This is a genomic window from Flavobacterium hibernum, from assembly GCF_000832125.1.
Classification (GTDB): domain Bacteria; phylum Bacteroidota; class Bacteroidia; order Flavobacteriales; family Flavobacteriaceae; genus Flavobacterium; species Flavobacterium hibernum.
The window spans coordinates 163,645-176,398 of the sequence record NZ_JPRK01000005.1; the positions used below are offsets into that span (position 1 = coordinate 163,645).

At 34.5% G+C, this 12,754-nt stretch carries 9 protein-coding genes and 1 riboswitch; all 9 genes read right to left on the reverse strand.

All coding sequences use genetic code 11. The annotated features are described in order from the left end of the window. Positions 1–29: 29 nt before the first annotated feature. Complete coding sequence (locus IW18_RS05045) at positions 30–2,378, reverse strand: TonB-dependent receptor (protein WP_240475532.1); 2,349 nt, start codon at positions 2,376–2,378, stop codon at positions 30–32. A gap of 288 nt (positions 2,379–2,666) precedes the next feature. Continuing rightward, positions 2,667–4,076 (reverse strand): pyridoxal phosphate-dependent decarboxylase family protein, encoded by a 1,410-nt coding sequence (locus IW18_RS05050; protein WP_041516492.1) that lies wholly within the window; start codon positions 4,074–4,076, stop codon positions 2,667–2,669. Positions 4,077–4,169: 93 nt separating this feature from the next. After that, on the reverse strand, positions 4,170–5,396 hold the full coding sequence (locus IW18_RS05055; protein WP_041516493.1) for a dicarboxylate/amino acid:cation symporter: 1,227 nt from the start codon (positions 5,394–5,396) through the stop codon (positions 4,170–4,172). 165 nt (positions 5,397–5,561) lie between these two features. Further along, entirely contained in the window at positions 5,562–6,215 is a 654-nt protein-coding gene (locus IW18_RS05060; RefSeq protein ID WP_041516494.1) for a class I SAM-dependent methyltransferase, read from the reverse strand. A gap of 205 nt (positions 6,216–6,420) precedes the next feature. Further along, complete coding sequence (gene metF / locus IW18_RS05065; RefSeq protein ID WP_041516495.1) at positions 6,421–7,377, reverse strand: methylenetetrahydrofolate reductase [NAD(P)H]; 957 nt, start codon at positions 7,375–7,377, stop codon at positions 6,421–6,423. Between the two features lie 69 nt (positions 7,378–7,446). Further along, positions 7,447–7,803, reverse strand: coding sequence for a four helix bundle protein (locus IW18_RS05070; protein ID WP_041516496.1), 357 nt, complete (start codon positions 7,801–7,803; stop codon positions 7,447–7,449). Between the two features lie 82 nt (positions 7,804–7,885). Further along, positions 7,886–10,561, reverse strand: a complete 2,676-nt coding sequence (metH, locus tag IW18_RS05075) for a methionine synthase (RefSeq protein WP_084607918.1) — start codon at positions 10,559–10,561, stop codon at positions 7,886–7,888. A 267-nt stretch (positions 10,562–10,828) separates the two neighbouring features. Further along, complete coding sequence (locus IW18_RS05080; RefSeq protein WP_089081904.1) at positions 10,829–11,323, reverse strand: hypothetical protein; 495 nt, start codon at positions 11,321–11,323, stop codon at positions 10,829–10,831. Further along, on the reverse strand, positions 11,316–12,320 hold the full coding sequence (locus IW18_RS05085) for a homocysteine S-methyltransferase family protein (RefSeq protein ID WP_041516499.1): 1,005 nt from the start codon (positions 12,318–12,320) through the stop codon (positions 11,316–11,318). Before IW18_RS05085 ends, IW18_RS05080 begins: the two co-directional genes overlap by 8 nt. Before the next feature lie 308 nt (positions 12,321–12,628). Further along, a riboswitch (SAM riboswitch) is annotated at positions 12,629–12,743 on the reverse strand. Positions 12,744–12,754: the final 11 nt, after the last annotated feature.

The following is a 12,754-nucleotide window of genomic DNA, read 5'->3' on the forward strand; positions in this document are numbered from 1 at the left end:
AATTATTTAAGGGTTATTATTAATTTTAGTTATTGAAGAAAGTACCTGAACTTAACCGAAAAAGCTCGTCCCGGTTTTTGTACTTTAAAGTAGTCGTACACTTTTACATCTGTAATATTTCGGCATTCAAAAGCCAGATTGTATTTCCCATTTAAAAAAGAATAGGCAATCATAGCGTTTTCGGTAAATTGTTCCGGAATTGCTTTTTTAGTTTCTAAGCTTCCTAAAACTGGCCAAGTCAGATAAAATGCGTCGATGTAGTTTGCACTCACATTTAGCGTAAGTCTGTCGCCTTGATATTTGACGTTTTTAAAATTAAAAGTCAAATCAGCATTTCCGTAAAAAATGGGAACGTTTGGCAATTGTGCGTCATATAATGCATCTGGGCTAGTTGTTCCTGCTTTGTATTTGTTTTTGTTGAGACTTTTTTGGTATGTCCCGTTGATTTCAAAATTGATTAAATCTTTGTATCCGTATCTAAAAACTCCGTCAACACCTGTTATTTGTACATTTTGCAGATTTTCGAAAACTGTTTTATCTCCGTCTTGTCTCTCACGAATAAAGTCTTTGGCTTCTCTGTAGATCAAGCTTGTCTCGGCACTAAATTGGTTTTTACTTTTTTGGGTAAGAAACGCTAGACCAAGATTTGCATTATCGCTACTTTCGGGTTTAAGACCTATATTACTGTTTATTGTTAATCCGTCGCCGAGCATTTCTGTAGCCGATGGTAAACGGTAAGCATGCTCATAAGATCCTTTTATCTGAAGTTTATCCGTTAAATAATATGCGGATGTGGCTCCATATCCGTAATTTGTAGATGACGATGATTGTGTTATACTATTTGCAATCATCTCTGTAGATAAATCGAACATTTTACCAAAGCCGGAAATAGCCAATCGATTATCGAGACCGCTAAAATTGTAGCTTAATCCTAAAATGTTTTTATTAATAGTAGGCTCACCAAGTTCAACTACTTTTAAATATTCATTTGTCGCTTTTCTTTTATAACCTAAATAAGAATAATTTAACGCAACGGAGTGTTGGTCGCTTACTTGATATTTTAGATTTGTTGTTACTTGCGAATTGAATTCATCATAAACATAAATTGTTTTGTCTCCCAATTCTCCTTTATCATTGGCTCCGGCAAATTGTCTGTACACGTAATTTCCTGTCCAGTCGTAAACTCTTGATGATGTATCTACTGAACGATTGTTGACTAAAGCATAAGTTGTATTGATATTTAATGATAGTCCTTTGGTAAAAAGATCGCTCTTTTTAAATTTTAAAGACGTAATAACACTTTCACTATCTGTAAATGCTTGCCCAACTACTTTTTGCATTGTTCTTCCTTGCTGAATTTCTTTCTTATTTCCGGCAACAGCAAAACCAACAAGTAGATAATCTGCAAAGCTTTTGTTTTTAAATCCAGCTTCGGCCATTATTGTTCCAGATTTATAGCCATCGTGAAAATGTTTATACTTCTGCTCCGGCAAAAATTTTGAGGTGTTTTTATCTACAACGCTTACATCTACTTTATAATCGTTGTCTGAGTAATTTGCAAAAGCATTAATGTTAGCAATAAATCCGTCGCGACCAGAAAACCTGGTATTGATTGCTGCTCTGTGTGTATTGAATGAACCGTAACTGTATGAAGCATCTATGTAACGATTTACATTTTTATTGGTTACAATATTCACCGCTCCACCCAAAGCATCTGCGCCTAACTCGATTGGAACAACCCCTTTGTAAACATCAATTCTTTCGGCCATGTTTACTGGAATATTATTTAGCGTAAGTGCAGAACCATAACTATCCATTGGCACTCCGTCTAGAAAAAATTTAACCTGATTGCCTGAAAATCCATTTAATGAAAAATTAAAAGCAGATCCTAATCCTCCATATTCACGAATACGAACTCCTGTTGTTTTGTTCAATACCTGATTTAAATCGGCAGAAGTATTGTATGTTTTTTTAAGATCTACAGAAGTAATGTTGTATGCCTGCTCTCGCGCTCTTTGCACTTTAGATTTTCCTTTTACAGCAACTTCGTTTAAGGTTGCCATATCTTCTTCCATTGTAATATTTTGCGTTGGCTTTCCTCCTTGTTTTAAAAAGATTGCTGTTTCTGTGGTTTTAAAACCAACATGAGTAATCAATAAAACATAATCGCCAGCCTCGGCACTAATTTTATATTCTCCTTTACTATTTGTTAGTATAGCATATGTTGTTCCTTTTAAGGCCACCGAAACTCCTTCGGCCGGTTTACCAAGATTTGTTAAAATAATCCCTGTTAAGGTTACTTTACTTTTTTGTGAGTATCCTTGAAGTGAAGTAAAAAAAATCGCAATCAAGAGCATTAATCTATTTATTTGCATCATTTAAGTTTGGTTTGAAAATTAAATTGGCAACAAAATTAGGCTCTTCAAAGAGTTTTTCCAAACTATTTTTAATTATTCTAAATAAGGATAGTAATTAACTGTATAACCGAGAAATCAATAAAAAAATTTAACATCCTTAGTAAATAATTAACTTAAACTTAAGATCAGCTTAAAATTTACTATTCGAAAAGTTAAAACATTCAAGCATTATTTTCTTAAAAGCTAAAAAAAAGAGCACAAAAAAGCCCGATTATCAAATAAGCGGGCTTAAAAAAAAGTATTTTTCTCTTATATTTCTAAATCTAAAATAGTCTCTTTAAGTTCTTCTATAACAATTTTAACATCATTTTCTGTTGTACGCCAATTGACAAACGAAGCTCTAATTCCTTTTCGGTTCTGATATACGGTTGGCGTCATAAAAACCTTTCCTCTGTCGTTTAAAGTTGTCAAAAACTCACTTACTTTTTCTTGATTATGATCTCCTTTTAAAGTAAAACAAACATTATTGAGATGAATTGGAGCCAATATTTCAAAATTATCATCTTCAATAAGTGCATTTCCAAAATGTAGAGCCAGCAATGTACTATTTTCTACAATATCCTGAAAACCTTCTCTTCCGTATGCCAACAAAGAAAACCAAACTGGCAATGCTCTTAAACGGCGAGAATTTTCAGGCACTACATTCAAGTAATTAAAATTTTCTAACGGATTTCCTAAATATGGCGCGTTCGAATTCTGAAAAGATTCTATTTGAAGATTCAAATGCTCTTTTTTTACTAAATAAAAAGCACTTTCATAAGGTACATTTAACCATTTATGACAATCAATTGTAATACTATCTGCTCCTTCCCATCCTTCTACAAGATGTTTGAATTTTTCTGAAACTGCTGCAAATCCACCAAAAGCAGCATCGATATGCCACCAGAAATTATATTTCTTTCTTAATCTCGAAATCGCTTTAAAATCATCAAAATCAGCAGTATTTACAGTTCCGGCACTCGAAATTAATATAAATGGCTTTCCGTTTAAATTTTGAATGTTTTTTTCTAAATCAGCAATATCAATAGCTTCACGATTACCTTCAATGGTTTTAATTGTGGTGTAATTGTTACTTCCTATTCCTAACATCGATAAGGTTTTAATTGATGAGGAATGAGGTGTTGCGGTTAGAATATTAATGGTTTCAGAAATTCCATTTTTGGCAAAATCTTTCCCCAATTGAGCTCCGAACCATTGTCTTGCAACTCCCAAACAGGTAAAATTTGACATTGTTGCACCAGTTACAAATCCGCCCGAAAATGATGTTGGTAATTCTAATAGTTGCAATAATAGATTAATTGTTTCAAATTCTATTAAAGCTGAATTTCCTCCTTGTGATTTGATCGATTGAGCATTTTGATCGTAAACTGAAGCCAGCCAATCGCCTACAATCGAAGCTGGAGTTGAACCTCCGGTTACAAAACCTAAATATCTTGGCCCGGGAGAAGCAACCATTAATGGCGCTAGTCGTTCTTTAAATTCTTCTAATGTACCTAATGCGCCTAAACCTAATTGGTTTAATTCTCGTATTGTATCAATCGATTCTTTGTTGGAAGTTGGAATATTCTCAAGATTATTCAAGAAATCAATTCCTTGTTGTTTTGCTTTTTCTAAAATATTTTCAATATGGTCTAAATCGTGCTGAAGTGCTGAATTCATTATATCTATCTTAATGCTTATGCATAATCTTTGTACAGAAAGATCTTCTAGATTATGCAGATTTATACTTATTTTATTTGTGCTGAGTAATTGTTATGTCCATTTTGTTTTTTCAGAAAATCGAGAAATCATCATAGACGAAATCAAATCTCCATTTGCGTTTAATACTGTCGCAATTGGATCGACAAGTGTTCCTAAAATCATTGCTACGGGCAAAGCTTCTGCCATTGGTAGTCCATAAACTGTTATTGCCAGAACTTCTCCAATATAACCTCCGTTTGGAATTCCGCCTTCTACAATGGAAACAACAATGGTAATTCCTAATGCTAAAAGTATTGTGCTTGGTTCTGTAAAATCTTTTCCAAACATGGCAAATAACACCGTTATTTTTAATATTGATGACATACTTGAACCATCTTTATGCAATGGCGCTCCTAACGGTATAACTACATTTCGAACATTAACCGGTATTTTCATTTTTTCGGCAGCTTCAAGATTTGCCGGTATTGTTGCAATACTACTGCAAGTGCCTATCGCAGTAAGTGCTGGTGTTATATTATTACTCCAAAACACGACAAAAGCTTTTTTACCTCCTGCTATAAAAGCGTATAAACTAAAGAAAACAAAGAAATAAAATAGGCATGCTCCATAATAAACACCCAATGGTTTGGCATAAGTCCCAAGCAATTGTGGTCCATAAAAACTAACCTGATAAGCAAAATACGCACCTAAACCCAATGGTGCCATTTTCATGATTATATTTAACAGTTGTTTCATGACTTCGTTTCCTGAGTCTAAAAAACTCTTAAAACTGCTTCCTTTTTCTCCTGCGCGCAAGGTCGAAAAACCCATTAGAAATGAAAAAATAATTAGTGCCAGCATACTTTTTCGAGACAATAATTCGAAAAAATCATTTGTTGTAAGCAAACCTGCAATTTGGTCGCCAGTATTTCCCATGCTAATAGCCTCAAGCGGAACTTTAGAAAGAATAACATCTTGATGAATTGGAAAAAGATATACTGCAATTATCATAACGATTGCTGAAGTAAGAAGTGTTCCTAGAAAAACCACTATCATTATAACAAATAATCGTCCTAACTTATCGGTTCTTTCCAGATTGGCAATAGAAGAACTAATTGTAAAAAAGATCAGAGGAATAATGGCTGTAAAAAGCAGGTTAAGGAAAATATCTCCAATTGGTTTTATTACTTCAATCTTTTTTCCAAAAGTTAGACCTAAAATAGTTCCAGCAATGATACCACCCAAAAGCAAAAGTATGCTGCTGTAGTTTTTTAAAAAATTGTTTTTCTTAACTTCCATATATTTTAAAGATTACAATCGAGAAAGATTAAATAATAAAGAATGAAAATACACAAAAAAAGATTACAAAAAACTGACTTGGTATTTTTTGATGCCACAGATTATGGTGATTTAAGAACATTTTTTAATCTATAAAACCATCATAATCTATGGCAAAAAATATTATTATTTTTCTAAAACTAAAGTAGTAAAATCTCTATCAACCAATTCGCCTGTTTTACTTTTTACCTTTTCGGTTAAAGTTTCTTTACCAATAATTTTAAAAGGTGTTTTCTCAATTAATTTTTCGGCTTTTTCTGTGCTGTAAAGATCAAATTCAAATTGGGTAAAAGGAAGTTGCTTCATAAAACTCTCTTCGGCAAAAGTGATACATAAAATTCCTTTTGATTGTAAAACTCTGTAAATCTCTAAAAGTAGTTGCTCAGGATTTTCCCAAAAATAAATAGTGTTTACTGTAAATACTTTACTGAATAAAGCGTCTTCAAACGGAATTTTATTTCCATCGTAAAGTGAAAAGAAAGCTTGTTTTTGAGAGACAAAATTTCTGTTGATTTGGCGCGCTTCCTGAAACATTAATTCAGACATTTCCAGTCCGTAATATTTTATATTTTGAGCTTGTTCAAATAAAAATTCTACATGCCCGGCATTTCCATGTCCAAGTTCTAAAATTTTATCTCCAGATTGTATGTGTAGATTTTGAATCGAATGATGTGTCATATTGATGTTCGTTTCGTTCATCATATTTCCCATTTCGATTCCTTTTTCGCCTGTTGGATGTTTTAACTGAGAGGCTATGGCTTTTAATTCTTCTTGTTTCATGGTGGTTGTGATTAAATTCCAAATTAAAAAATACAAATTTCAAGCTGTTTTGTCATTGCGAGGAACGAAGCAACCGCGCTAACAGTTTTAAAGTCATTTTTGTCATTTCGAAGTAAGGAGAAATCGCACTCGTATATCGACAAAGATTGAAGAGTTTCTAATGTGATTTCTCGTTCCTCGAAATGACAAACTTTATGTTTAAAGTTTAAAAAACCTGACTTGCAATCTGGCGAATGTTCTCAGATTTACCCATTGAATAATAGTGTAAAACAGGAACTCCGGCAGCTTTTAATTCTAATGATTGTTGAATTGCCCATTCGATTCCAACTTGTTTGATATCGGCGTTATTTTTGCATTTGTCTACAGCATCAATTAAATCTTCTGGTAAATCTATTCTGAAAATTTGTGGTAAAATTTGCAAATGTCTTTGAACTGCAATTGGCTTAATTCCTGGAATAATAGGAATTGTGATGCCTATTTCTCTCGCTTTTTCGACAAAGTTAAAATACTTCGCATTATCAAAAAACATTTGTGTTACCACATAATCAGCTCCGGCATCGACTTTTTCTTTCAGTCTTTTTAAGTCTGATTGTAAAGATGGAGATTCTAAATGTTTCTCCGGATAACCCGCAACGCCAATACAGAAATCAGCTTTATTATCGGCATCCATCACTTCATGCAGATATTTACCACAATTTAAATCGTTGATTTGTCGAACTAAATCAATAGCAAACTTGTTACCACCAACTTTTGGCACAAAAGATTGTTCGTCTTTCATGGCATCACCACGAAGTGCCATTACATTTGTGATTCCTAAATACTGGCAATCTACCAACATATATTCGGTTTCTTCTTGTGTAAAACCACCACAAAGCAAATGCGGAACGGTATCTACATTGTATTTATGTTTTATAGAAGCGCAAATTCCTAATGTTCCCGGACGCATACGAGTTAACTTTTTGTCCAAAAGTCCATTGCCTTTATCGATATAAATATACTCTTCCCGAGAAGTTGTTACATCAATAAACGGTGGTTGAAACTCCATTAACGGGTCAATATTATCATATAATTCCTGAATACTTTTCCCTTTTTGAGGTGGAATAAGTTCGAATGAGAATAATGTTTTTCCTTTGGCGTTTTCTATATGTTCTGTTACTTTCATTCTTTATAGTTGATAGTTTTTGGTTGATGGTTGATGGTTTATTTTGCAGGTGAAAATAACAACCGTCAACTATATTAATTTTTTATAATAGTTAATAAACCCATTCAATAGTTTTTTACATGTTTGAATCTGTTCAAAAGCAATATTGAAATTATTTTGATCTATGTAATTTTGATCAAGTGCCAAATAATATTGCGTTTCTAATTCATATAAAGATCCTCTTGAAATATGAAGAAAATGTATTGTATCTTTAGATGTTTGACGTCCACAACCTTCCGCTATATTTGAAGGGATTGATATTGCTGCTCTTCTCATTTGATTTGTCAAGCCAAATAATTCTTCTTTTGGAAACAGTTTAGATGAATCATATAGTAAATTCACTAATTTCCTAGCTTCCAGCCAAACTCCCAATTCACTGTATTCCATTTTAGTTGTTCATTAATAGTTGATGGTTGATGGGACTTTAAGTTCAAATCTATCAACCAAAAACCAACAACCATCAACCAAATTAGTCTGCTATATTAGGGTTTAACCATTTACTTGCGTAATCTGTTGGAACGTTGCGTCGTTTGGCGTAATCTACTACCTGATCTTCTTTTATTTTCCCGAGTCCGAAATACCTGCTTTTTGGATTTCCGAAATAATAACCAGAAACTGATGAAGCTGGCCACATTGCCATACTTTCTGTCAAGGTTACTCCAATTTCTTCGGCAACATTTAAAAGTTTCCAAATGGTTGGTTTTTCCAAGTGATCCGGACAAGCTGGATATCCTGGCGCAGGACGAATTCCTTTATAATTTTCTTTAATCAATTCTTCATTCGTTAAAGATTCTTCTCTATCATAACCCCAGAAATCTTTACGAACTTTTTCGTGAAGATATTCGGCGAAAGCCTCCGCAAAACGATCTGCAAGTGCTTTAACCATGATCGAATTATAATCGTCAAGATCTTTTTCAAATTCAGCTGCCCATTCGTCTACACCAAAACCTGTGGTTACGCAAAAAGCTCCCATATAATCCTCTATTCCGCTTTCTTTTGGCAAAATAAAATCGGCTAAAGCGATGTTTGGAGCGCCTTTTGTTTTTTGTGACTGCTGACGAAGTGTTAAGAATTTCTCTAAAACTTTTCCGTTTTCATCACGCAATTCAATATCGTCATCATCCACCTGATTCGCAGGAAAAATTCCGTAAATACCTTTCGCTTTTAGTTTTTTCTCAGCCAAAATCACTTTCAGCATTGCCTGAGCATCTGCGAAGACCGAAGTAGCTTCTTTACCCACAACCTCATCCGTTAAAATTGCCGGATATTTTCCGTGCAATTCCCAAGTCTGAAAAAATGGCGTCCAGTCTATATAAGGAACCAAAACATCTAAGTCAACTTCAACAATTTGTTTGCCAATTACTTTTGGTTTTGTTGGTGTATATTCAGACCAATCTAATGGAAATTTATTTCTTCGGGCATCTTCAATCGACAGGAAGTTTTTATCTCTCGAACGATTTAAAAACGTTTCTCTAAACGCATCATAATCTGCACGAATATCTGCTGCATATATTTTTCGATTATGATCTAACAAATTTCCTGCAACGGTAACGGCTCTAGAAGCATCGTTTACGTGAATTACAGTTTCTCTGTATTGCGGAGCGATTTTCACGGCCGTATGCGCGCGCGAAGTCGTTGCTCCACCAATCATAATTGGTATTTTAATTCCTTGTTTATCTAGTTCTTTAGCTAAATACACCATTTCGTCAAGCGAAGGCGTGATCAATCCGCTTAAACCAATAATATCAACATTATGTTCAATCGCCGCAGCAATAATTTTTTCCGGAGGCACCATAACACCAAGATCTACAATCTCGTAGTTGTTACAAGCCAAAACCACCGAAACAATATTTTTACCAATATCATGAACGTCACCTTTTACGGTTGCCATTAATATTTTTCCGTTTCCTTGTTTATCTCCGGCTTGTTTGCTGGCTTCGATATATGGCAATAAATAAGCAACAGCTTTTTTCATTACTCGTGCCGATTTTACTACCTGAGGCAAGAACATTTTTCCGCTTCCAAATAAATCTCCAACGACATTCATTCCTGTCATCAAATTGATTTCGATAACTTCAATAGGTTTTGTTGCTGCCAAACGAGCTTCTTCAACATCTTCTTCAATAAAAGCGTCAACTCCTTTTACCAATGAATGCGTAATACGTTCCTGAACGGTTCCTAAACGCCATTCCTGAATCGCTTTTTCATCTGATTTTACTTCGCCCTTTACGTTTTCGGCAAAATCCAAAAGTCGTTCTGTTGCATCGTCGCGTCTGTCAAGAATTACGTCTTCAACGTGTTCTAATAAATCTTTTGGGATATCATCATAAATCGAAAGCATTTCCGGGTTTACGATTCCCATTGTCATTCCGTTCTTGATCGCATGGTATAAAAACACCGAGTGCATCGCTTCACGAACGGTATCGTTTCCTCTAAAAGAGAACGAAACATTACTCACACCACCACTAATATGTGCATGAGGCAAGTTATCGCGAACCCATTTTGTACCTCTAAAAAAGTCCAAAGCATTTAAGCGATGTTCTTCCATTCCGGTTGCGACTGGGAAAATATTCAAATCGAAAATAATATCCTGTGGTGGAAAACCAACTTTGTTCACCAAAATATCATACGAACGCTGACAGATTTCGACTCTTCGGTCAAAATTATCCGCCTGACCTACTTCGTCAAAGGCCATGATAATCGCCGCAGCTCCATATCGTTTAATTAATTTGGCATGGTGAATAAAGGCTTCTTCGCCTTCTTTCAACGAAATCGAGTTTACAACGCTTTTTCCTTGTACTACTTTTAGACCTGCTTCAATGATTTCCCATTTCGAACTGTCAATCATAATCGGCACTCTCGAAATATCCGGTTCTGACGCAATTAAATTCAAAAATTTAGTCATTGCCTGAACTCCATCAAGCATTCCCTCATCCATATTAATATCGATGATTTGCGCTCCTCCTTCTACCTGTTGTCTTGCAATATCAAGTGCCTCGTCATATTTCTCTTCCTTGATTAAGCGAAGGAATTTTCTTGAACCTGTTACATTCGTACGCTCTCCAATGTTTACAAAAACACTGGTTGGCGTAATAATTAATGGTTCTAATCCTGCTAATACAAGGTCTCTTCTATTTTCTGCCATTTCTTTTCTAAGTTACTAAGATCCTATCCCGAAGCCTCGGGACTTAGGTTCTGAGTTTTTTTTTATTCTTTATTTATATTCCTGCAAGATTTTCAAAATCTTGAAGGTATCTGTTTTCTAATAATCTTATTTTGGGCGTGTTCGCCGAAAAAGGCGAACCGGGCTATCCGATATTAGTGCTAGCACTTCCTTCGTCAGGCTGTGGGCTAACCGCTTCTATCCCTCACGCGAACTTGATTTAATAAGAAATTTATTTTCTATGATTTCTCAATTACCGCTTTTATATTCAATCTGCCACTTAAGACTATCTAATTTCTCAAGGGTAATAAAATATTTTTTACTATAAATATTTTTAGCAAATATTGTTTTCCAACCGTATTTATCTACACTATCCTTCTCTACTATAAATAATCTTGCTTTTTTATCTTCTAATCCTTGAAAATAATTATTCCAATATCTCGGTCTATCGCTATTAGCAATCATTTTTCCGCTCATGATTTCCTCGAAAACAAATGGAGCATCATAATCTCCTCTTTTGCTTTCATTAAAATCATCTTGATATTCATAATAAAAGCCTGAATCATTCATACTATCATTTTCGGATAGAATGCTATATATTATTTTATCAGAACTATTTTTAACAATCAGTTCTCTTATATCTAATTTATCGCAAGAACAAAAATTAAGTAAAATAAAAATCAAAAGAATTTTACTTGTTTTTAGCATAATTTTTATTTGTACAGAATTTTCTAAATTATTCAAAAGTTGGCGCAACCCTCGGTTTATAATCCTTTGCAACCTCAGCAATCAATCTAATATGATCTGGAGTTGTTCCGCAACAACCGCCAATAATATTGATTAAATTATCGTCTAAATATTCTTTGATGAATGCCTGAGTTTGTTCCGGTGTTTCATCATATTGTCCGAATGCGTTTGGCAATCCTGCATTTGGATGTGCCGAAACATTAAAACTTGTATGTTGCGATAAGGTTTTTAAATAAGGTTTCAATAAATCGGCTCCAAGAGCGCAATTGAATCCTACACTTAATAACGGAATATGTGATACTGAAATAAGGAAAGCTTCAACAGTTTGCCCGGAAAGTGTTCTTCCTGAAGCATCTGTAATTGTTCCTGAAACCATAATTGGAATATCAAGATTACGTTCTTCTTTTACTTCTTCAATGGCAAAAAGTGCTGCTTTTGCATTTAAGGTATCAAAAATTGTTTCTACCAAAAGTAAATCGCAACCTCCATCCATTAAGGCTTCTACTTGCTGTTTGTACGCAATACGTAAATCATCAAATGTTACGGCTCTGTAACCTGGATCGTTTACATCTGGTGACATACTTGCTGTACGGTTTGTTGGTCCAATTGATCCGGCTACGAAACGTGGCTTGTCTGGATTTTTGGCTGTAAACTCATCGGCTACTTCTCGAGCAAGTTTTGCCGATTCGTAGTTTAATTCGTAAACGTACTCTTCAAGGAAATAATCGGCCATACCGATTGTTGTTCCCGAAAATGTGTTGGTTTCTACGATGTCTGCACCCGCTTCATAATAAGCGGCGTGGACATCGCGGATTGCTTGTGGTTGTGTTATGGATAGTAAATCGTTGTTTCCTTTTAATGGATGCGGAAAATCCTTGAAACGCTCTCCACGAAAATCTTCTTCGGAGAAATTATAACGTTGCAACATAGTTCCCATTGCTCCATCTAGGATTAGGATATTTTTTTTTATTGCTTCCTGAATTGTTGTTGACATATCTTTTGGCTTTTAGCTACTAAGACGCTAAGGTTCTAAGTTGCTAAGTTTTTATTTAATTATAATTTCCGCTTTAAAAACCTGTCGGTTTTAATACGCTTTTGATTCACTTTAATTCCAAAAATTTACTATTGATGGCTCATTAGCCCCGATTAAGCCGGTATCCTCGCAATGAAATGGAGAGATATAGGCGAAAGCGGGAACGATTGATAGCAAAAATGCATCAATGATTCGCTCATAATACTGAAATTCAGTAAAATTATGTTGTAAGGTTGTCAGGAAAAGTTGGAGAAATACTTTATGTATTTGTGTTATCTATCTTTAATACTATGAATTAGTAAAAAGTAGAATGTAGCACCTTCTTTATGATAAAGGGTTGCTAAGGTTTCATTGGGTCTTTCCCTCCGCCTTTCGTGATAACTTTCAGTAATTTT

Bases quoted from the DNA above. Each gene is read 5' to 3' on its own strand.
- IW18_RS05050 (WP_041516492.1), bottom strand. From the start codon at position 4,076: ATGAATTCAGCACTTCAGCACGATTTAGACCATATTGAAAATATTTTA.
- IW18_RS05085 (WP_041516499.1), bottom strand. From the start codon at position 12,320: ATGTCAACAACAATTCAGGAAGCAATAAAAAAAAATATCCTAATCCTA.
- IW18_RS05070 (WP_041516496.1), bottom strand. From the start codon at position 7,803: ATGGAATACAGTGAATTGGGAGTTTGGCTGGAAGCTAGGAAATTAGTG.
- metF (WP_041516495.1), bottom strand. From the start codon at position 7,377: ATGAAAGTAACAGAACATATAGAAAACGCCAAAGGAAAAACATTATTC.
- IW18_RS05045 (WP_240475532.1), bottom strand. From the start codon at position 2,378: ATGATGCAAATAAATAGATTAATGCTCTTGATTGCGATTTTTTTTACT.
- metH (WP_084607918.1), bottom strand. From the start codon at position 10,561: ATGGCAGAAAATAGAAGAGACCTTGTATTAGCAGGATTAGAACCATTA.
- IW18_RS05060 (WP_041516494.1), bottom strand. From the start codon at position 6,215: ATGAAACAAGAAGAATTAAAAGCCATAGCCTCTCAGTTAAAACATCCA.
- IW18_RS05055 (WP_041516493.1), bottom strand. From the start codon at position 5,396: ATGGAAGTTAAGAAAAACAATTTTTTAAAAAACTACAGCAGCATACTT.